This window comes from Rhodococcus sp. 3258, from assembly GCF_031456475.1.
Classification (GTDB): domain Bacteria; phylum Actinomycetota; class Actinomycetes; order Mycobacteriales; family Mycobacteriaceae; genus Rhodococcoides; species Rhodococcoides fascians.
The window spans coordinates 1,080,194-1,100,424 of the sequence record NZ_JAVDUT010000001.1 but is presented as its reverse complement, the minus strand read 5'-3'; the positions used below and the strand labels follow the sequence as shown (position 1 = coordinate 1,100,424).

22 protein-coding genes and 1 tRNA gene are annotated in these 20,231 nt (G+C 63.2%); 12 read left to right on the top strand and 11 right to left on the bottom strand.

The annotated features are described in order from the left end of the window. Positions 1 to 70: 70 nt before the first annotated feature. Positions 71 to 301 (top strand): hypothetical protein, encoded by a 231-nt coding sequence (locus J2X62_RS05095; protein ID WP_094651190.1) that lies wholly within the window; start codon positions 71 to 73, stop codon positions 299 to 301. 1 nt (position 302) lies between these two features. Here J2X62_RS05095 and rsgA read toward each other — a convergent pair whose 3' ends face one another. The 3 genes from rsgA to J2X62_RS05080 form a co-directional block, all read right to left on the bottom strand. Then, positions 303 to 1,328: a ribosome small subunit-dependent GTPase A gene (gene rsgA / locus J2X62_RS05090; RefSeq protein WP_310178190.1), complete on the bottom strand. Its 1,026-nt coding sequence runs from the start codon at positions 1,326 to 1,328 to the stop codon at positions 303 to 305. Positions 1,329 to 1,469: 141 nt separating this feature from the next. After that, positions 1,470 to 2,918 carry a trehalose-6-phosphate synthase gene (locus J2X62_RS05085; protein WP_027495664.1) on the bottom strand — a complete coding sequence of 483 codons (1,449 nt, stop codon included), beginning with the start codon at positions 2,916 to 2,918 and terminating at the stop codon, positions 1,470 to 1,472. 52 nt (positions 2,919 to 2,970) lie between these two features. Then, positions 2,971 to 3,144, bottom strand: coding sequence for a hypothetical protein (locus J2X62_RS05080; protein WP_008710019.1), 174 nt, complete (start codon positions 3,142 to 3,144; stop codon positions 2,971 to 2,973). A gap of 105 nt (positions 3,145 to 3,249) precedes the next feature. Here J2X62_RS05080 and J2X62_RS05075 point away from each other — a divergent pair, with 105 nt between their 5' ends. The 4 genes from J2X62_RS05075 (at position 3,250) to J2X62_RS05060 (ending at position 7,870) form a co-directional block, all read left to right on the top strand. Further along, the gene (locus tag J2X62_RS05075) at positions 3,250 to 4,998 is read left to right on the top strand and encodes an ABC transporter ATP-binding protein (protein WP_222072831.1); all 1,749 of its coding nucleotides are present in this window, start codon (positions 3,250 to 3,252) and stop codon (positions 4,996 to 4,998) included. Next, positions 4,995 to 6,743 (top strand): ABC transporter ATP-binding protein, encoded by a 1,749-nt coding sequence (locus J2X62_RS05070; protein ID WP_310178173.1) that lies wholly within the window; start codon positions 4,995 to 4,997, stop codon positions 6,741 to 6,743. The genes J2X62_RS05075 and J2X62_RS05070 overlap by 4 nt, the downstream gene beginning before the upstream one ends. A gap of 69 nt (positions 6,744 to 6,812) precedes the next feature. Then, on the top strand, positions 6,813 to 7,385 hold the full coding sequence (locus J2X62_RS05065) for a TetR/AcrR family transcriptional regulator (protein WP_094651188.1): 573 nt from the start codon (positions 6,813 to 6,815) through the stop codon (positions 7,383 to 7,385). Then, a complete protein-coding gene (locus J2X62_RS05060) occupies positions 7,382 to 7,870 on the top strand; it encodes an FBP domain-containing protein (protein WP_027495668.1) in 489 nt (162 codons plus the stop codon). The genes J2X62_RS05065 and J2X62_RS05060 overlap by 4 nt, the downstream gene beginning before the upstream one ends. A gap of 469 nt (positions 7,871 to 8,339) precedes the next feature. Here the strand turns inward: J2X62_RS05060 and J2X62_RS05055 are convergent, their stop codons facing one another. Both J2X62_RS05055 and J2X62_RS05050 read right to left on the bottom strand, forming a co-directional pair. Beyond that, on the bottom strand, positions 8,340 to 8,993 hold the full coding sequence (locus J2X62_RS05055; RefSeq protein ID WP_310178163.1) for a hypothetical protein: 654 nt from the start codon (positions 8,991 to 8,993) through the stop codon (positions 8,340 to 8,342). A 31-nt stretch (positions 8,994 to 9,024) separates the two neighbouring features. Continuing rightward, a complete protein-coding gene (locus J2X62_RS05050; protein ID WP_310178159.1) occupies positions 9,025 to 9,552 on the bottom strand; it encodes a general stress protein CsbD in 528 nt (175 codons plus the stop codon). Between the two features lie 92 nt (positions 9,553 to 9,644). Here J2X62_RS05050 and J2X62_RS05045 point away from each other — a divergent pair, with 92 nt between their 5' ends. Together J2X62_RS05045 and J2X62_RS05040 are read left to right on the top strand one after the other, a co-directional pair. Next, on the top strand, positions 9,645 to 10,454 hold the full coding sequence (locus J2X62_RS05045) for an alpha/beta fold hydrolase (protein ID WP_032375016.1): 810 nt from the start codon (positions 9,645 to 9,647) through the stop codon (positions 10,452 to 10,454). A 90-nt stretch (positions 10,455 to 10,544) separates the two neighbouring features. Next, entirely contained in the window at positions 10,545 to 10,805 is a 261-nt protein-coding gene (locus J2X62_RS05040; protein ID WP_027495672.1) for an MbtH family protein, read from the top strand. A gap of 10 nt (positions 10,806 to 10,815) precedes the next feature. Here the strand turns inward: J2X62_RS05040 and J2X62_RS05035 are convergent, their stop codons facing one another. Further along, the gene (locus tag J2X62_RS05035) at positions 10,816 to 12,279 is read right to left on the bottom strand and encodes a threonine/serine exporter family protein (RefSeq protein ID WP_310178140.1); all 1,464 of its coding nucleotides are present in this window, start codon (positions 12,277 to 12,279) and stop codon (positions 10,816 to 10,818) included. 89 nt (positions 12,280 to 12,368) lie between these two features. Between J2X62_RS05035 and J2X62_RS05030 the strand changes: the two genes are divergently transcribed. The 4 genes from J2X62_RS05030 to J2X62_RS05015 all read left to right on the top strand — a co-directional run bounded on the left by J2X62_RS05030 (position 12,369) and on the right by J2X62_RS05015 (position 13,952). Further along, positions 12,369 to 12,440 (top strand) — tRNA-Thr (locus tag J2X62_RS05030). Positions 12,441 to 12,825: 385 nt separating this feature from the next. Next, positions 12,826 to 13,221 (top strand): hypothetical protein, encoded by a 396-nt coding sequence (locus tag J2X62_RS05025; RefSeq protein ID WP_310178138.1) that lies wholly within the window; start codon positions 12,826 to 12,828, stop codon positions 13,219 to 13,221. A 288-nt stretch (positions 13,222 to 13,509) separates the two neighbouring features. Further along, positions 13,510 to 13,728 carry a nucleotidyl transferase AbiEii/AbiGii toxin family protein gene (locus J2X62_RS05020; RefSeq protein WP_310178135.1) on the top strand — a complete coding sequence of 73 codons (219 nt, stop codon included), beginning with the start codon at positions 13,510 to 13,512 and terminating at the stop codon, positions 13,726 to 13,728. Positions 13,729 to 13,805: 77 nt separating this feature from the next. Then, complete coding sequence (locus J2X62_RS05015; protein ID WP_310178131.1) at positions 13,806 to 13,952, top strand: hypothetical protein; 147 nt, start codon at positions 13,806 to 13,808, stop codon at positions 13,950 to 13,952. Positions 13,953 to 14,304: 352 nt separating this feature from the next. Here the strand turns inward: J2X62_RS05015 and J2X62_RS05010 are convergent, their stop codons facing one another. The 5 genes from J2X62_RS05010 to J2X62_RS04990 form a co-directional block, all read right to left on the bottom strand. Further along, the gene (locus J2X62_RS05010; RefSeq protein WP_310178128.1) at positions 14,305 to 15,132 is read right to left on the bottom strand and encodes a DUF6924 domain-containing protein; all 828 of its coding nucleotides are present in this window, start codon (positions 15,130 to 15,132) and stop codon (positions 14,305 to 14,307) included. 21 nt (positions 15,133 to 15,153) lie between these two features. Further along, positions 15,154 to 15,987, bottom strand: coding sequence for a hypothetical protein (locus J2X62_RS05005; RefSeq protein WP_310178125.1), 834 nt, complete (start codon positions 15,985 to 15,987; stop codon positions 15,154 to 15,156). Positions 15,988 to 16,460: 473 nt separating this feature from the next. After that, positions 16,461 to 16,940, bottom strand: coding sequence for a DUF2510 domain-containing protein (locus J2X62_RS05000; RefSeq protein ID WP_310178122.1), 480 nt, complete (start codon positions 16,938 to 16,940; stop codon positions 16,461 to 16,463). A 997-nt stretch (positions 16,941 to 17,937) separates the two neighbouring features. After that, on the bottom strand, positions 17,938 to 18,225 hold the full coding sequence (locus tag J2X62_RS04995; protein WP_310178119.1) for a hypothetical protein: 288 nt from the start codon (positions 18,223 to 18,225) through the stop codon (positions 17,938 to 17,940). A 69-nt stretch (positions 18,226 to 18,294) separates the two neighbouring features. Further along, positions 18,295 to 18,597: a hypothetical protein gene (locus tag J2X62_RS04990; protein ID WP_310178117.1), complete on the bottom strand. Its 303-nt coding sequence runs from the start codon at positions 18,595 to 18,597 to the stop codon at positions 18,295 to 18,297. Between the two features lie 644 nt (positions 18,598 to 19,241). Between J2X62_RS04990 and J2X62_RS04985 the strand changes: the two genes are divergently transcribed. Beyond that, positions 19,242 to 20,135: a hypothetical protein gene (locus J2X62_RS04985; protein WP_310178115.1), complete on the top strand. Its 894-nt coding sequence runs from the start codon at positions 19,242 to 19,244 to the stop codon at positions 20,133 to 20,135. Positions 20,136 to 20,231: the final 96 nt, after the last annotated feature.

Here is a 20,231-nt window from a genome sequence, read left to right as displayed (position 1 = left end):
CGGCGCCCGATAGGGTATGTGTCACAGGCTTGCTCGACCCCCGATACCTGCTCGGTGAATGGAGAAAACAGTGGCTTCCGAGATCGCACCAGGCGACCTGGTTCAGGCGTCCGGGCATGCAGGCCCGTGGAAGGTGCTCGAGATTCGTCAGGGGTTGGCGTTGCTCGAGCATCACGACGGGCATCGGCTGTCGGTCCGTACGACGACGGTCGAGGTAGTGCGTAAGGCATCGCCGCGCGAGGGCTCGGCTCCCCGAGAAGAGGCGGAGTCCGAGAGCCCCTCGCTGTTCGACGAGAGCTGACCTAGCGCCGCCGACCGTCGGCTGCGTACTTCTGCCGTAGCGACTTGGTCATCTGCTTGTATTCCCTCAACTTCTCGCTGCGCGCCCGCGCATCGTGGCGCGACGTTGTCCAGGCGTTCTCCCGCAACAGCTTTCGGTAGTTACCCAGCCGGCGTTCGGATAAGTCGCCTGTCTCGACGGCGGCAAGAACGGCGCAACCGGGCTCGTGTGCGTGCGCGCAGTCGCCGAAACGGCACAGTGCGGCCAGCTCGTCGATATCCGAAAAGGCGCTCGCCACTGCGTCTTCCGATCCTTGTACACCCACCGATCTCAATCCGGGAGTATCGAGCAGGGTCAGTCCCAGTCGTGGTACCGGAATCAATTCCCGACGCACCGTCGTGTGTCTGCCCTTGGCGTCCGCCTCGCGAGTGGTGCCGGTGGCGAACGCGGTGCTCCCGATCAGAGCGTTGCCGAGAGTCGATTTACCCGATCCCGACGGCCCGATGAGCGCGACCGTGCCGTGCAGATGCGCTGTCAGCGAGTCGATTCCATCGGCCGACACCGCGCTGGTGCTGCAGACGGTGACACCCGGCGCGGCGGCCAGTACCGACTCTTCGGTGACGCGTCCGCTGTCGGTCTTGGTGATCGCGACGACGGGTACGCCGCCGCTGCCCCACGCCAACGTGAGGTAGCGCTCGACGCGACCGAGATCGAGGGCAGTGTCCGACGCGACAGTGACCACGACAGTATCGACGTTGGCACCGAGAACCTGTGCGGCCGAGGTCGATCCGGCACTGGCTCGAACTATGGCCGTTCGGCGGGGGAGGACGGCAACGAGCCCGTGGTTCCGGCCGGTGAGTGGCCGGAGTGCGACCCAGTCGCCGGTGCAGGTAGCGGTACCGGTGCCGCGTACTATTCCGTGCTCGGTGACGGCGTCGAATTCACCGCGGTCGACGCGAACCACGCGGGCGAGAACTGCGCTGTGAGAATGCTGTTCGAACTCGTCACGCCAGTGTTGGTCGAGTCCGTATTCGAGTAGAGAAGACATGCGAGAAGTCCTTCGTGGAGGAGGTGTGAGGGCTCGGGTGTGTTCTCGTCCAGGTGGCCACGATGCCCACCTCCTCACTTCTCGCATGCACAAAACCGTCGACGGCAAACTAACAGCCGTCGACGGTGGGGGTAAAGCGATTTATCTGACGAGGTTGGTGCCCTCGGCCGGTTGTGCCAGAGCGGACAGGAACGAGCGAGCCCAGCGGTCGACGTCATGGGCCAGAACCTGCCGGCGCATGGCTCGCATGTGACGCTTACCTGCCTCGGGTTCCTGTTCGAGCGCTCCGGTGATGGCGTCCTTCACACTGTCCAGATCATGGGGGTTGCACAGATACGCCTGGCGCAATTCTGCAGCAGCACCGGTGAATTCGCTGAGAACCAGCGCGCCACCGAGGTCGCTGCGGCAGGCCACGTACTCCTTGGCGACGAGGTTCATGCCGTCGCGTAGGGGAGTGACCAGCATGACGTCGGCAGCGACGAAGTAGGCGAGCAGGTCCTCGCGGGGAATGGGACGGTGCAGGTAGTGGACCACCGGGTGGCCCACCTGGCCGTACTCGCCGTTGATGCGTCCCACCTGCTGTTCGATCTCACCGCGCATGGCGACATAGCTCTCGACGCGTTCACGGCTGGGCGTCGCCAATTGCACGATGACGTTCTCGGCCGGATCGACTCGGCCTTCTTCGAGCAACTCTCGAAATGCGTTGAGCCGAACGTCGATTCCCTTGGTGTAATCCAGTCGGTCGACGCCGAGCATGATCCGTTTCGGATTGCCCAGGTCTTTGCGCAACTGCTTGGCGCGGTCCCGGACGGCCTTCGTGCGCGACTTGGTGTCGAGGTCACCGGAGTCGATGGAGATCGGGAACGCTCCGACGCGTACGGTCCGGAACCCCACCTGGACGACACCGAGCTTGGATCGCACACCGACGGTTCCGCGTGAGGTGGTTCCCCCGGCGAGGCGTCGGGCAAGGTAGAGGAAGTTCTGCGCGCCGCCGGACAGATGGAAACCGATCAGGTCGGCACCGAGCAGTCCTTCGACGATCTCGGTGCGCCACGGCATCTGCATGAACAGCTCGATCGGTGGGAACGGGATGTGCAGAAAGAAGCCGATGGTGAGATCGGGCCGCAGCATCCGCAGCATCTTGGGCACCAGCTGGAGCTGATAGTCCTGAATCCACACCGTCGCACCCTGCGCGGCTGCCTCGGACGTCTTCTCCGCGAAGCGGCGGTTGACTTCGACGTAGGCGTTCCACCAGTCGCGGTCGTACTCGGGCTTGACGATGACGTCGTGGTAGAGCGGCCACAGCGTGGCGTTGGAGAAGCCCTCGTAGTACTGGGTGTATTCCTTCTCGCTGATCGGCACCGGACGCAGGTGCAGGTCGTCCTCGACGAACGGCTCCACGTCGACGTCGGATACGCCGACCCATCCCACCCAGGCACCCTTGTTGGCGCGCAGGATGGGCTCGAGCGCGGTGACCAGCCCGCCGGGGCTGCGCTTCCATCGCGTGCTTCCGTCGGGAAGTGTCTCCAGATCGACCGGCAACCTGTTGGCTACGACGACGAAATCCGAACCCTGCGAGGCGTCAGCCACAACTGTCCAATCCGCTTGTTGATCCCTGGGTAATCAGCCCTGCGAAAACCTGTCAGTCGGTCTTCGCTACGGGGTCTATACCCAGCATCGACAACAACATGCGGCACTCGTCTGCATCGGTCGCATACGCGGCGACGACGCGCTGGGCCTGACTGGCGGTCTCGTACTCGAGTGGGACGATGTCTTCGTCGGCGATGTCGTTATCGGTCGATGTCTTGGCAGGCATGGTGATCTCCGTACTCTCTGCTGGACTTACTCGGTGTTCGCTGGAGCCAACTCTATGTAAATGTGACACCCCATCGCCACTTCCCGATGCCATAGGCTGCAGCGAATGACCGATTCTGTCTCGCTTCACCATGCTCGAAACGTGGTGGAGGCACCTTTCCCGGCCACCGGTGGCGCGATTCTGCGCCGCACCGTACGACGTCGTCGCACCCGCTTGATCGTCTCGTCCCTGCTCTTCGGGGTGCATCAACTGTGCGAAACGATGGTTCCGGTCGCGATCGGTCTGATCGTGTCGCGGGCGATCGACACCGGCGACGTGACGGCGATGATCGTCTCGTTGGTCGGTCTCGCGGCTCTGTTCGTCACACTGTCCTACGCCTGGCGCATCGGTGCCCGCATCATCGTCGTCGCCATCGAGCGTGAGGCCCACGATGTGCGGGTGGAGGTCGCCGGCCGCGTTCTCGACCCACGCGGACTGCGCACCGATCTGTCGGCCGGGGAATTGCTGACGGTCTCGACGTCCGATGCCGAGAAGGAATCGTGGATTCTCGACCTGATCGCGCGAGTCTTCGCGTCCGCAGTGGCGGTGGTCGCGTCCGCGGTGGCATTGCTGATCATCGACATTCCTCTCGGCCTGGCCGTCGTGATCGGCACTCCGGTGATTTTGATCGCGCTCCAGCGTCTCGCCCCGTTGCTCACCCGCGCGGCCACCGCACAGCAGGCCGAGATCGCCGGGGTCTCGGGAATGGCCACCGATCTGGTCAGTGGAGTGCGTCCGCTGCGCGGAATCGGAGCCGAGGACGCCGCGACCCAGCGGTTCGTGACGTCGAGCCGAACGGCACTGGCGGCCACGCTGAGGTTGGCCCGCGCCAACAACGTCTATCAGGGCCTGGCGGCGGCGGTCAACGCGTTGCTCGCCGTCGGAATCGCCGGTACCGCAGGCTGGTTCGCGTTGCAGGGTCGCATCTCGGTCGGCGAGCTGATCACCGTCATCGGGCTCTCGCAATTCGTCATCGAACCGCTGACCGGGTTGTCCAAGGTCCCCGGCGTGGTGGCGATGGTGCGTGGCTCTGCCGATCGGCTCGCACTCGTACTCGGTGCCGACCACGTTCTGCCGAAATCGGATTCCGCTGTGCCCTCGGGTACCGAACTCGCCGTCGACGAGGTCGGGTTCCGTTCGCTCGACGGCCTCACCTTCTCGGCCGCACCCGGCGAGATGCTCGGAATCGTCGCCTACCGGCCGCAGGACGGGGAGGCACTCGCCCAGGTGCTCTCCGGTCAGATCTCCGAGTCCGACTACACCGGAACGGTACGGATCGGCGGCATCGCAACAGGGGACATCGATCTCCGACGCGCCCGCGAGACCGTGCTCGTCGAGCCGCACATCACCGATCTGTTCGCCGGTACCGTCCGCAGCAACGTCACCGCAGGTCGCGCGCAGCCCGACGCCGAACTCGACCGCGTGCTCGAGGCCTCCGCGGCCACCGACGTCGTCGAACTGCACGAAGCCGGACTCGACCACGCCGTCACCGACCGCGGTGCCAGCCTCTCCGGCGGCCAACGTCAACGGGTCGCGTTGGCGCGGGCCCTGTCGGTCGACGCCCCGGTGCTGGTGCTGCACGACCCCACCACCGCGGTCGACGCCGTCACCGAGCACACGATCGCGCGCGGTATCGCCGAGCTGCGACACACCGGCAGCGCCGCGCAGACCACGATCCTGATCACCACCAGCCCTGCGCTGCTGTCGGTGACGCATCGCGTGCTCGTCGTCGACGACGGCCGCGTCGTCGCCGAAGGAACCCACCACGATCTCGCGTCCTCGGACGCGCAGTACAAGGAGACGGTGCTGCGATGACCGCCCCCGAACTTCTTCCCATCGCCACCGGTGCCCGGTCGGGCCGATGGCTGTTGGAACAGCTGCGCCTGCGCAAACTCCGTACCGCGGTGACGCTGCTCCTCGGCGCAGTGGCCGCGGCGATGTCACTTGTGCCGGTCTATGTGCTCGGCGTCCTGGTCGACCGCGTCCGCGACGGGGCCGACTCGTCGACCATCGTGGGGGTCGTCGTCGTGATCGCGGTGGCAGCGGTCATCGGCGGTGTCGTCACCGGTTTCAGCGGCTACCTGATCAGTACCCTCGGCGAGGGCATCCTGGCGTCGCTGCGTGAGGCCGTCGTGCGACGCGCTCTCCGCCTGCCGGTGGCCACGCTGGAGCGAGTGGGCAAGGGCGACTTGCTCTCCCGCGTCGGCGACGACGTCGCAGTGATGGCCAAGTCGATCGGCGAAGTGATTCCCCAGCTCGTCGGAGCATTCCTGCTGGTGTGCCTGAGCATGATCACGATGCTCGGAATCGACTGGCGTCTGGGGCTTGCCGGTCTGGTGGCATTGCCGATGTACGTGCTCGCGCTGCGCTGGTATCTGCCCCGATCGGCTCCGCTGTACGCGGCCGAACGAGTCGCTATGGGCGAGCGGGCGCAATCCTTCGTCAGCAGCATGCAGGGCGCAAAGACGGTGCGCGCCTACGGACTCGAAGCGGAGCATCTCGGTGAGGTGGATCGAGCGTCGGCGAAAGCCCGCGACATCGGCGTCGACGTCTTCCGGCTGTTCACCCGTTTCGGCTCACGCAGTAACCGCGCCGAATGTGTCGGCCTGTCGGTGATCCTGCTGGCCGGATTCCTGCTGGTACGAGGCGATTACGTGACCGTCGGCGGGACCACGGCCGCGGCGCTGCTGTTCCATCGCCTGTTCAATCCGATCGGCACCCTGCTCTTCACGTTCGACGACATCCAGTCTGCCGGAGCTTCTCTGGCCCGACTGGTCGGTGTCGTCGACATTGCCGACGAGCGGCCGGTGGGCGACGGTTCCGTGCCTGCCGACGCCACCCTCGATGTCGTCGACCTGCGCCACTCGTACGACGGGGGTCACGAAGTACTGCACGGGGTCGACCTGCGTGTCGACGCAGGTGAGACGGTCGCGCTCGTGGGATCCACCGGTGCCGGGAAGTCGACGATCGCGGCCATTGCGGCCGGGTCGATGGCGTCGACGTCGGGCACGGTTCGTGTCGGCGGCGCGTCGCTGGACTCGTTGGGCCACCAGGGTTTACGCCGGCATGTCGCGATCGTCAGCCAGGAAGTGCACGTCTTCGCCGGCCCTCTGATCGACGACGTGTTGCTCGCGGCACCGGACGCCGGCCGCGACGACGTGGAAGACGCACTGCGGACCGTCGGTGCCTGGGGATGGGTCGAGGCGCTCGAGAACGGCCTCGACACCGCCGTCGGCGAGGGCGGTCACCAGTTGACCGCGGCGCAATCGCAGCAATTGGCTCTGGCGCGGCTGGTTCTCGCCGATCCGGCTGTCGCGGTGTTGGACGAGGCCACCGCCGAGGCCGGCAGCTCCGGTGCCCGTGAGCTCGAACTGGCTGCGGAGGCGGCGACGAGAGGCCGCAGCACATTGGTCGTGGCGCATCGCCTCACCCAGGCCGCTGCCGCCGACCGCGTCGTGGTGCTCGAGCACGGAAAAATCGTGGAGCAAGGTCCGCACGACGAGTTGGTCGCTGCCGGTGGGCGTTACGCAGAACTGTGGGAGGCGTGGCAGGGACGCTGATTGCTATAGCAATTTGCCTATAGCTATTAGTTTTGGCTACGGTGTCCTCGGAAGATGGAGGAGGCCGACATGGCACGCGCAGGATTGACCGCGCAGCGCATCGTGGCAGCAGGAGCGGATCTGGCCGACGAGGTCGGCTTCGATCGCGTGACTGCCAGTGAGTTGGCGCGACGCTTCGACGTCAAAGTGGCGAGTCTGTATTCGCATCTGAAGAGCGCGCATCAGCTCAATGTCGGCATCGCTCTGCTGGCGTTGGAGGAATTGGCCGACCGGGTGGCAGAAGCGTTGGCGGGCAGGGCAGGCAAGGACGCGTTGGTAGCAGTGGCCGACGCGTACCTGGTCTATTCGCGCGAACATCCCGGCCGGTACGCGGCCACTCAATTTCCTCTCGACCACGAGACGGCGATCAACAGTGCCGGGGTGCGGCACTCGGCGATGATGAAGGCAATTCTTCGTGGGTATCACCTGAACGAGGCCGATCAGGTGCACGCTGTTCGATTGTTGGGCAGTGTCTTTCACGGTTTCGCCAGCCTCGAAGCGGCCGGCTCGTTCGCTCACAGTGCACCCGACTCACAAGAGTCGTGGGCCCGAATCCTCGACGGAATCGACACACTCCTACGGCAATGGAGGCAGGAACCATGAAGCCGATCTCCGAACGCGACATCAGATCGTCGTTCGTCAACTCGTCCAAGGGTGACGCCACTCGGCTTTCCCTCCCCGATATGTTCGACGAAGTGCCGTGGGAGGATCTCGATTTCCTCGGCTGGGGCGACCCGAAGCTGGCGGGACGAAGCTACATCGTCGTACCGCAGGAAGATCGACTCCGTGGAATTGCGTTGCGATACAAAGCGGGTGGACCGCGGACTGCGCAGATGTGCAGCATCTGTCTCACCACCCACGCCAACGGCGGTGTGTCGCTGATGGCCGCTGCGAAGGCAGGGGAGTCCGGGCGACGCGGCAACACCGTCGGTACCTACATCTGCTCGGATCTCGCATGTTCTCTGTACGCACGCAAGAAGAAAACACCGGCCCTGGGACGACAGTTCAAGGAGGACTTCGACGTCGACACCCGCACGGCGACGGTGAAAGACAATATCGACGCATTCCTCGCTCGCATCGTCAGCTGATCGTCGCTCCGCTCCCGTCGTGCGCGTTGTGCGCCCTCAGAGGTACGCACAACGCGCACGACCTAGCTCTTTTGGCTGGACCGCTGCGGGCGCAATGCTGTGAAAAGCCAGGCCGCTGCCGCGACAATTGCAAGTCCCCAGCCCGCAATGCCGGCCCCGGGGAAGTCCAGTCTTGGGACGGCTAGAACCCCGAAGATCACCAGAGTGGCGAACAGCGGCGAGAGTCTGTGCCGGGCGCGGTTGAGTGGACTGGACTCGGGTCCCGTTTGTCGCATGCGCATCTACCCGCCTCGTCGATGTGTTCGGCGAACCTACAGTAAACCGGGCAGTCGGGCTTCGCTGGTGCGCCCCGGTCGATGCTCTCAGAGTGTGGCACCCAACGGTTGCAGCGCGCACCAGCCCCGCACCGAGAACACGGTGCGGGGCTGGAAGGGGTTGTAGCTGAGCTCGATTCGAGAGAATCGGGCTGTCAGTCCTTGTTCTTCTCCGCGATGAACAGCTTCTCGATGCGCTCTGCCTCGTCCTTCTTGGCGTCGGCTTCCTCGGATCGCTTTGCGGCCTCGGCCAATTCGGCCTCGGACGGTGCTGCAGCCAACTTCTCCTGCTTGTCGACCTGAGCCTGCTGAGTCTTCTTGCGGTCCTCGGCTGCCTTGGCCGCCGCGGCAGCTTGCTCGTCGGCCTTCTTCTTCTTTGCAGCCGCTTCGCGTTCGGCTTCCTTAGCGGCCTCGCGCTTGCGCTGCTCGGCTTCCTGTCGCGCGTCGCGGGCCGCTTCCTGGGCTGCGGCGTCGGCGGCCCGCCGGTCCTGCTCGGCGGTCTCACGAGCCGTCTTCAGGTCGGCGTCCGCGGCAGTCTTCTTCGCACGTGCCTCGGCGTCCAGGCGTGCTGCTTCGGCGCGGTTCTCGGTGCTGTCGACCAGAGTCTCACCGCGATCGGCAAGACTCCTGTCTCCCAACAGGTTTCCGACAGCACGATCGAGGGATCCGAGCGTGTGCTCGTAGGCGAGCCGCGCCGGTGATTCCGCATCCATCTTCACGACGACGTTGGTCTCGATGAGCTGCAACGGAATTCGTGCGATCTTGTACTGAAGTCTCAGGATGGTCAGTGGTAGGGCCAAAACACTCATGTAGTCGAACTCCTAGATCAGCAGTGGTGGGTCAAGCCTGGTTGCGAAGCTCTTCGGCTTTCTTGCGGTCGGCTTCGGCCTGCAGCAACGCTTCCTGGTGCTTTTGCGCAGCCACCATTTCGTCCGCATCTGCCGCGGCCTGCTCGGCTTCGCGCTCCTCGGTCGCTTCGATCTGTTCGGCCGTTGCGTCGACCTCGGCCGCCGCTCGTTCCTGCGCCACGGTCTCACGCTTGTTCTGCTCGGCCGCGGCCACCTGGGTCTCTCGAACGCGGTCTGCGTTCGCCTCGGCAACTGCCGCGTTCTCTTCCGCGGCCTCGCGTCGACTGTCTGCCGCAGTCCGCACGTCGGCCAGCTCCTCCGCGGCCTCGGTGGCCTGCGCATCGGCGACGCGTTCGGTGGCCTGCGCCTCCTTGCGTTCGCGAGCCTGAGCGGCCTGCAACTGGCCCTCGGCCGTCAACGAGTCGTTGCCGGTGACAGCGCCGACGACCTCTTTGGCTTTGCCCTTGATCCCGTCGAGCATTCCTTTGCGTGCTTCGCCCGCTACGTTCTCGTCAGTCATGTAACTGCAGGTACCCACTGGCTGTTCGAGTAACCCCACGTCGACGTCGGACGATACGATCGCCGACGAAAGCATCATCAGTGAGGAGACGTATGCCTATCGCGAAGATCAACGGCATCGACGTGAACTACCAGGTCAAGGGCAGTGGAGACCTGGTAGTTCTGATAATGGGCACCGGCAGTCCCGGCCGAGTGTGGGAACTGCATCAGGTACCGGCCCTCCTGGCGGCCGGCTACCGGGTGTGCACCTTCGACAACCGCGGTATCGCGCCGTCGTCGGAAAGTGCGACCGGTATCACCATCGACGCCATGGTCGCCGACACCGAGGGCTTGATCGAACTGATCCGCGACGGTGCCGAGAAGGCCTTCGTCGTGGGAACGTCGATGGGTTCTCGCGTCGCACAGGAGTTGGCTCTGAAGCGTCCCGATCTGGTTCGCAAGGCGGCATTCCTGGCCGGGCACGCGCGGGTCGACGAGTTCCAGAAGACGCTCGCCCAGGGTGAGCGGGCGCTGTACGACAAGCGCGTCGAGCTGCCGGGGACGTACTCGGCCGCGGTGACGGCGGTGATGAACCTGTCGCCCGCCACGTTGCGTGATGCGCGAACGGCTCGCGATTGGCTCGACCTGTTCGAGTTCTCGGCATCCTCACCCTCCGCCGGGGTGCGCGCGCAGCTGGGCATGGACGACGATTTCGATCGCACCAACGCCTACCGGGCAGTGTCGGTGCCGTGTCTGTCGGTCGGGTTCGCTGACGATCGGATGATCCCCGCCTACCTGGGCAAGGAGCTCGCCGACGCGATTCCGGGGGCTCGATACGTGGAGATCGCGGACGCCGGGCACTACGGATATCTCGAGCGGCCCGAGGCCGTCAATGCGCACTTGCTCGACTTCTTCAAGGCCTGACGCCACCTGAGCACGACCTGCGTTGCTAGGGTCGTGTGGCACCTCACGGTGCAGACTTACCAATCAAACGTTCGCGACGAGTGAGGCGAGATGAGTACCAACCCGTTCGATGACGAAGACGGACGCTTCTTCGTGCTGGTCAACGACGAAGATCAGCATTCGCTGTGGCCGACGTTCTCCGAGGTCCCTCAGGGGTGGCGTGTCGTCTTCGGTGAAGACACCCGCGCTGCGTGCCTGGAGTACGTCGAGAAGAACTGGACCGACATGCGTCCGCGCAGCCTGCGTGAGGCCATGGAGGCCGACGCAGCTGCCCGCGCAGGTGCTGAGGGAACCCCCAGCACCGAGGCTTGAGTTCCGCCTTCTACGAAGGTCTCGTACCGCGCCGCCGACGAACCGTCGGTCGGCGCGGTTCTTCTCTGCGGCGAAGCGTCGGGCGCAGTAGTTCCTCGGTGCGTGCCAGGATCCGGGGTCGACGCAGTGTCCGCGCACCCCACTCGCCCAATGTGACGCCCGCAGCCAGACCACAGCCGATGCCGAACGCCGCGAAGAGCGAGCTGATACCGAGCAGCAACTGGTCGTTGAGAATCGCGTACAGACCTCGGTAGAGCGAGAGACCGGGCAGCAACGGAGTGATACCGGCGACGGCAACGATGAGCGGCGGAATGAGCGCTCGACGTGCAAGGAGACCACCGGCGAATCCGACGACCGTGGCCGCGATGGCAGACGCGATGATCGGACCCACAGCCAACGTCTGCGACATCAAGTAGACGAGCGCACCCGCGAAGCCGCCCATGAACGCTGCCGTCAGTGCGCGCCGCTCGGCGTAGCAGGCGAGCGCGTAGAACAGTGACGCGGCAGCGCCGGCCAGGACCTTGGTGGGCACCTGTGTGATGTCCGGGGGAGGCAAGTTGCTGATCTGCGGCAGATCGCTCCCGATCAGGGCCGCCAGCCGCAGCGATGTGGCGACGCCGGCAATGATGCCGCCCGTCATCATCAACACTTCGAAGAATCTGGCCGACGCGGTGATCGGTGCCCCGGTGATCGCGTCCTGTACCGAGCCGACGAGCGAAAGCCCCGACAGCAGCACCGTCACCCCGGCACCGATGATCACCGACGGGGAGATGTCGATATTGAGCTGATCCTGAAAGTTGTACAGAGTGATCGCCGGGGTGGCAGCGACGAATCCGCCGACCACCTGCTGAAAGAAGAAGGGCAGTCCGGCGCGGTTGAGGATGCGGCCGATTCGGTCGATCACCATCGTCGTCAGGAAGCTGACGACCGCGACCAACGCGCCGCCGCCGAGCAACACACCGATTGCCGCCGCCATGCCGGCCCACGCGAAGGTCGCGATCCACCGGTTGTACGGGTGCGGGGCCGAGGTGATCTCGTCGAGGCGATCACGCGCGATGCTCGCCGGGACCACCTTGACGCGCACCGAGCGAATGAGGCGGTCGACCGCGGCCAGCCGTGTGAAGTCCATCGAGCGGTAGTGAACGATGCGCATCGTCGACGCAGGCGGCCGCGTCGGACCGCGATGTGCGCTCAGCGTGATCGAGTTGTACGTGACGTCGACATCGCATCGTGCGAGGCCGTACGTCGCGGCGATGAACTGCACCTGCGTCGCCGTATCCACCGCAGACGTGCCCGACGCCAACAACACCTCGCCGACACGAACCGCCAGCTCGAGGACCTCGGCGACCGTCGCGTCGTCCGTCAGATCGATAGGGCGAAGAGGTGACGGCGCGGCGGTCGGTGTATCGATGGTGGCCCGACGCTCACCGGTGAGACGGCTCAGCGAAGCCGTCAGGTCTTGCAGGAAAGTCATGACCGTCTTTACGTTGCTGGGGTGATCCACCGACAAGGTACCTGTTGTCGCTGAGCGTCCGATGAACGGTATGCTTGGCTCGCTTCACTGCCTCCTTAGCTCAGCGGTAGAGCACTCGCCTTGTAAGCGAGCGGTCAACGGTTCAATCCCGTTAGGAGGCTCGTTCGGACGGCTCTGACCAGCGAAAATGGTTGGGGCCGTCTCTTTTTGGCCTGTTGTGGCCGCTCGTTTCGCGAGTGAGCCCGGTTCGTCCACCTGGGTTTGCGTGTCACTTATGACCTGGGGATTTGCCGGTTCGTCGGCTCGATTCGGCGTTCGGTGTCACAGAATGTCACAACTCGTTGCTAACTCCTCGGTGAGCGTTCGTGTGGATGTAGGTGGATACGCTCGGACTATGCGGGAGGTTGTCGGACCGAATTGCGGTGTCAGTTCTGTAGGCCTGGCCCTACGTATCCGACACTCGACGGAGGTGACTGCGGCGAGAAGCGATGTTCGACGCCGTCATACCGGTTACCTCCCGAGTTCGCTCGCCGTTCGATGCGGATGGTGCGGGCCTCGACGGCGGCCGAGATCTACGCGCAACCGCGGGCCGAGCTTGCGCGGCTGACGGACTTGGGTCTGCTGCACCGAGTGGCGACGGGCTTCTACGTGGCGGTGCCAGACGACCTGTTCGGGACCGGGTGGATGCCTGGATTGGAAGCAGCGGCGGCCGGTATCGCGGGTTCGGCTTACAGCGCCGACGGTGCCGTCGTGATGGGGGTCAGTGCGGCGCGTATGCACGGTGCGATTCCGCGGGCGTTGGCGACGGCGGTGGTGGCTGTGCCGACACGGCACGATCCGATTCGGTTGGCGGATCGTCAGGCGCTGGTTCGGTTCGTCGTGCGCGACACGGCGCGTCTGGATGCGGGGCGGATCGACGTGGAGTGGGTGCGGTGCTGGTGACTACGGCGGACCAGACGGTATTGGATCTCGTGAGGCGCCCGGGGCTGGGTGACGCCGAGGATGAGATGTGGCCGGCGGTGGAGCAGTTGTATCGACGGTGCGATCCAGATGTGTTGGCCGAGCTCGCTGGGGCTCAGAAGATGCGAACGACGTTGACGCGGCTGCAAGATCGGTTGGGGAGCGAGGGTGAACCCCGGCGAGTTGGCTTCGGTGGCTGAGTGTTTCGGTGTCGCGCGCACCCAGGTCGAGCGGGATCATCTCATTTAGCACAGGCGCGTCTATCTGAGTGTGCATTTCGCGGACCGGGTTTTATTCGTTGGCGGAACAGCTTTCGCTCGAACGCATCTGGTCGATGGTCGTCTCAGTGAGGACATCGATCTAATCGCGGTCGGTTCCAGATCTGAGGTCGCTCGTGATCTCGACCGCGCACTCCCGCGCGCAGTCATGCGCAGTCATGCGCAGCCACGGGCGACTGGTGTGGGAATCGGCGATCAGCGAGGTGCCTGAGCATCTCGGTGCAGTGTTGAGGTCGCAGTCTGGACGGCGGTCAAGGTGCAGTTGCTGTCGGCGGAAGGTCGCCCAGCATGGCCTCTGAGAACTGGCAGCTCGAGCAGCGGTACGAGGATGCACTCGGAGCTGAGTTGACGGTGCCCAACCTGCCCGCGTTCGTTGTGGGTAAGACGGCCAGCTGGTGTGATTGGCGAGCGTCGCGTGATCTGTGGGACTTGTAGGAACTGAGTCGGATTGGGGCATTCGGGCCGGACGTGGCCGACTTGTATCAGAGGTTCGGACCCACGAACAAGCTGCCAGGTGAATGGCAATTCTCGGATGCTCCGACCGAATCGGATTGGGAAAGCCAACTATCGGGACAGACGCGGTTGACCGTCACAGCGCGAGAGGCTGCAGCCGAGGTTACGGAGGTATGGGTCGGACTACATCGGATGTGACCCTTGAGTTGCTGCCGCTTCACTGGTCCAGGCGCACTTCGATGGCCCGGAAAGGATGGGCGATGCCGGGGCTGGTGTTGCTCACGTAGTCGACCTGGACTTGCTGCCCGACGCGTAGCTCGAAGTTGCTCGTCCCTTAGACGTCGACGATGGAGCGGGACGTCATCCAGCATCCGCCCGCGATGTCGGGCGATTCGAGGACACCGAATCTGCCCTCACGATTCCACGACTGCACGGTAGCGGCCGTCGTACGCACGTCCGTATAAGGAAGCGGCATTTGCACGAGCATTGCGGCTCGGGGAATCAAGCCAGCCGGATCGAGGACCGCTGACCAGTAACCCGAGTCGACGTTCAGGTGCAGAGTCAGTGCAGGGCCACCTTCTTCGGCAACTCGCACGAGCTCGTCGTGTCCGACGAGCTCGTGTACGGAGCTGTAGTCGTTCTCCGTTAAGTGTTCGAACAGTCGTCGGAGTTCGTCGATTTCAGTGACCTGGTGTTGGCGGATCGCACTGTATTTGATCAGGGTCCGATGAAACCGCGAAAGTGCCGGTGTCGATACGTTTCTCGCAGCAGCCTCGACCAGTTCGATGACTCCCACGAATCGTTGAGGCGGCGGGGCCGGAAATCCGCGGAAAATTCCGTCGTCGTCGGCGCTGTCCGCGAAGGACTCAAAGTCCATGTTCGCGATCGACAGGTTGTTCTCGACGCTGCACATCTCGGTCGGGATGACCCGAAAGGTTCTGCCACGCGGCCGTTCCGGATAGTCAGGTCCGGTGTAGACGGCGACGATGGGCATCTCCGGGTTGGTCACGGTCTCCACATCGACGAGAAAGGCGTAGTACGGCGGTGGGTCGCCGATCAGCCCGAGGAGCCCGTCGACCGTCAACCCGTCGTAGTCGCGGTTGTCTATGCAGGTGAGGTACGCGGCGAACTCCGTACCGTCACCTTGCGGAACGGGAGCCATTGCGGCGACGGCGATGTTGCGCTACGAGGCGTCGTCGGTGAAATCGATACGGATCAGCAGGGATTCACCGCCGAGGTGGTCTGTCAGTACTTCACCGGTTCCGAGGGTGGCGAGTACTTCCTTCTCTCGGCGGTCGGATTCTTCGGCGGCGAGTTCGGCGGTGATCTCAGCAGGGGCACGCTCGGGCGGTTCGACGGGGACGATCGATTCGACGATGCGTGCGCAGTCGCTGGGATCGATCTCCTGGTAACTACGGATCTCGTAGGTCCACTCTTCGAGTGCCTGTCGATATCGTTCCGGTGTAGCGTCGTTCGGCCATTCGAGGGTGGGCTCGCCGATCGCGGTCACCCAGCGGCGCAGTGTGAACTGGGGCGAGTGCCCACTGATCGACAGGCTCAGTTCCCCGGTACGGGGGTCACCGGACAGCAATTGCGTGTTCGTGGTGATCGGCAGCCATGTCGGCGGTGCCTGCGGGATTTCGGCGAGCGCACGTTGGCGTTCCTCATGCTCGCGATGATGCTGTGCGATCTCGTCCTCAGCGGGCCGTGACGGACCGGTCCAGGTGAACAGGACAGGGTCGAATTCGGCATCGAGAGTTGGGTTGTCGAGTTCCATCCACTCATCGCTACGTTGCCACCGGACTGCGACGCCGAGTCGGGCGTCGAACACGTAGGTGACCGGCTCGTTCGCGTGCTCATCCCGGGCAGTGACTTCCCAACCGGCGCGGCCGCGAACGGTGACAGCTCGGGGGACGCCGGGGTCGACGAATCGCTGATCGTCGAATCCACTCCGCGCGCGGGGCGGAAATGCGTCGTATGCCCGAAGCAGTACCGACGGTTGGCTGGCGCCCATCACCGCGTACATGGTGTTCGGTTATTTCACAGCGTGGACCATGATGTCGTCTGCACCGATTGACCAACGGCCTGTGGGGTTTTCGATGAAAGTCGGCTCGCCCGCTTCGTTCTCGTATCGCCACATCGAGTCGGGGGTGTGCAGTACTCGTCGTCGTGACCCGTCGGACCGGTGAACGATTGCCAGGACGTTCCGTCCGATCGAGCTGTAGTTCGACCCTCGGACCTGTTCCCACGTCGGACCCATGATCAGAACGTACCCGACGGTACGACCGTCGTGAAGGTGGTTGTCGCTTTGCCTTTCAATGCAATTGGTCGCAGGTCGTCCGGCCGGGCGGCTCGCAAACAATGGTCGCAACGAACTGCATCGAGGACGAAGTGCGAACGAAGTCCGCTCCGTTGCAGACCTTGTAGGCGAGCCTCAGTGACCAGCGTCGAACAGTGCGTGCGTGACCGGTACGCGTCAGTGACCGGTGTCTACCCTGCGGGCGCGGTGTGCGGTGTCCACGCGTTTCCGTCCCAGTAGCGGAGGATTCCGTTGCGATCAGGATCCGGGTACCAACCAGCGGATGCATGCGGGGGCGGCGGGACCGTTGAATGTGACGTTGCGGGCGGAGGCGGAGTGGGTGCTACCAGTGCGTCGTCTATCGCTTGACGTAATGCCAGCATGTCGCGGACATGCCTGCGCTCCAGGGTGACGGCGTTCTCGCTTTCACCCGTTCGTCGAGATGCCGATGTGAAGCGTGAATTCACCTCGATGCCACCTGGAATGGTGAATTCGATGTACCCGAGGACGAACGGTGTTGGCTTCTTGAATTGAATTGCTTGTATGGAAGACAGTGCGATTCGCTTCTCTCCGACACCGACCGACAGTCTGGCCATCAATCCGCTTCGCTCGATGGTGACGTATCGACCGTCGAAGCGGACGACGCCGTTGAAGCCAGCTGCAGCGATCATCGGAACGGGCTCCTCTTCATCCGCAGGCGACGGCTTCCAGCTTGTCGCCCTGTCCGTGGCTCAACAGACAATACCGACAGAGCCAGCTGCTCCGGTACGAACCGATGTTTTCGCGACGCGACCGTGCCCGTTCGATCGTAAGGCGGACGTGGGGGCTTGGTTCGCTGAAGAGTGTCGAAGCAGGGGATCGGTGGACTGAATGGTGGCCAGACCTCGTGACCGTGCTGACTTTGTCGGCGCGTTCTATCCGGCACGTCTCTGAGGTTCGGGTCTCGATGTCACATGGTGTCGCAAGTCGGTACCTCCAAGAGTGGATTCGGATGGTCCCGCTTGGACAGTCGGCACAGGTCAGAGCCTCTGTGGTGGTTACGTGCGGACGGATCTGGTGGTCTCGCAACATACTTGTCAGCGAGCGGTCAACGGTTCAATCCCGTTAGGAGGCTCCAAGAAAAAGGGCATCTACAATTTCGGTAAGCCGAGTAGGTGCCCTTCTCGCGTTGTCACTACCCGGCGTCAGTGTCACAAAAAGTCACAAGTGCTTGCAAACTCGCTGCAGCGACTTTCAGTGCATCGTCCTGCGAACGTGTGCACGTGCGCATGGTGAAGGATCTGTCACTGTGGCCGAGCCAGGCGGAGATGACGGCAATCGGGACACCTTGCAGATGCATCAGGGTGCCGCATGGCGCGCATCGTGCAGTCGGATAGGGAAGACCTACACCGTTGTTCAGATCGCTCGCCAGTAGTCCGAGATCGCGTCCGGGTGGTACGCCCGTTCAGCTTCGTCGCAGACGACGTGATCGCCGGGTCCGTATTCCTTTCGCCGAGTGCCAGACATTCCGCCTTTTGTCGCTTGCTCGCTGCCTTTAACGCCGCAGTGAGGTTCGGCGTCAACGGCAAGGTGCGGATCGAGTTCTCAGTCTTGGGCGCGCCGTCGACAGCCTTGCCGTTCGCTGACCCGATTGTGGCCGATGGTGACGGTGCCGCCTTCAAGTCGACGTCAGTCCAGCGGAGGTCGCAGATCTCGCCCACGACGTAGGCCGGACAGTGCCAGGTGCCACGCGTGCCCGTTGCGATCTTTGTCAGCAGAAGCCAGGAGCTTTCTGACCTCATACTCGGTAAAGGTCTGCATCTCCTTCTTCTGGTTCGGGACACGGACACCCAACGCCGCAAAGTCACGAATAAGATGGCCCTGCTTCATCAGGCCGGTGAGTGCGGCCGAGATAACGTTCAGCATCGGGTTGATCGACTGGGAGCTCCGCATCTTCCCCATCTCACCGTCGGCCATGTGAACCTTCCCTGCGATGAGGTCTAAGACCAGGTCGTCAAGGTGTCGCTTGGAGAGCTTCTGAATCGCCTAGGTGCCATGACGATTCCGAAGCGGCTGTAGCGCGTGCGTGTGCACCGAGAGCGTGGTCGGTCGGATTCTTCTGCCCGCCAACCAATCTGAACAAGCCTTCTCGACAGTGAGTGTAGACGCGGTAACGTACACGCCCCCCGTTACCTGATCGAGAATCTCGCCCAGAGCCATCCTGGCTTCCTTCTCTGTTCGGCAGCGCTTGCGGGTCTGAACGCGCTTGGTGATGGTGACGAGGTTGCCGTCGTCGTCCTCGGTGACTACATCGCGGGTGCCGGCGTCGACGGTGACCTGGTACCGCATGACGGGCTTCCCGGTCACGCGATCGGTAACGGTGATCTTGTTGGTTTAATGAGAGAGTTTTTGCCTAGCTATCGGATTCACCATCATCGATGCATCCGCCGAGTTCCTTGGTTCGCTTCTCTAGAGCAGCTACCACCCAGTCTGCTCCATCGAGTTTTTCGTCGGATCTCGGTGAGTTGAACAGCGGAAGCCTATACGGCGCGTAGCGCTACTGATACGAGATCACTGGCGTCGTCGCGTTCCCTCGAAAGCTTCATGAGTTCCATCTTTTCGGCTGGTGAAGAACGTGAGTCGCTTACTCTCGCCGATTCCGTCTAGCGACGTTCGCCACTGAACCAGCGTGCAGCCCCAATGCGGCTTGTCGTGAGGCCAGGTATGACATCAACCTGCACCGTCAGGCGTGTTGGGGTGCAGAGGCATGATCGGGGGGTTTGTATGGTAGGGCGAGTGGATCAGGATCGCCAACCGAGGTAGGTCGGAGAGTCTGGGCGTTCCGTCCCTGTTCATTCGTGGCTTCGCGGTGAAACCGCAGCGAAACCAGCCGCCGTAATCGCAAATGAACGGATGAAGGCCGCACCGCGAGGTGAGAGCGGGGCTGAGTCTCTAACCTTGGAAGTATCTAGATTGTCTTTGAGAGGGATGCAATGCCAGAGTTTGAGCGCCAGGGTTCACACGCAGCGTGGATCGAATCAGGTGTTGTCGATCTACGACCATGGCCACCATTGCGACGCCCGGCAGACCATGCAGCATCGCTCCTGCAGTGGCTTGAACACGCGGATCTGATGGGAAGGCAGCCGTTACCTGAATCGTTAAATAGTGCAGTCGATTGGCTTAGTCTTGCAGCGGGTCTTACGCAAATCGAGATCAACCTGTTGCGGCGCGACAGCTACCTATGCTCTCACGCCGCCGCCTACGGCGAAGCAGAAAGTGAATCAACATCTCAGCATTTGACCGAAGCGACCAGGCTACTCTACGTGTGCTGCGCCCTCGAAAATATCGTGAATCATTTGTATCCTGACCTCGATGAATCAGCAATGCTGCTCACGCGGAGGGCTGTGGAAAGACAATCAAGCACCCTGCCTTATTTGATGCAAGTTCTAAGCCACCTTGAGCTCCACGTTCTCCAAGACCCTGTGCTATCGAACAACGCGAAACTTAAGAGGGCATTCACTGGCGACCTCGACAAACATGTTCAGGCGTCCATAGTGACGCGTGTCGGATTTCAGATGCGGCACAGCTTCGCTCACGGCGTACGGCATCCCAAAGTGCAGCCAGAGGCAACAGTCGACTCCGGACAAGGGCGGTGGGGTCAAGGGGGGAAAGAGCAGGTGTGTCTATCCACTTTGGGGACCACCTGCCTTCTTTTCGCGATTCAATACATCCTTCGCAGTGTGATCCCGACGCTATCGATCAACCCCAGTTCTGCGGTGCAGCTCGCGGATGATTGGTGGGTTCCAAGCAAGAACGGAACGAGGCAGTATCTGGTTGAAGCTTCTCTGGATGACTGCCTTTCGTTACTTCACCTGGACTATGACTAGGTCACAGCTAGCGCGTCAGGGATCTTCCGTAGCTAGATAGTTTCTCAACCACCTGCCTGTGCCTCAATGAAAGTGGGCGGTAGGAGTTCAATTCCT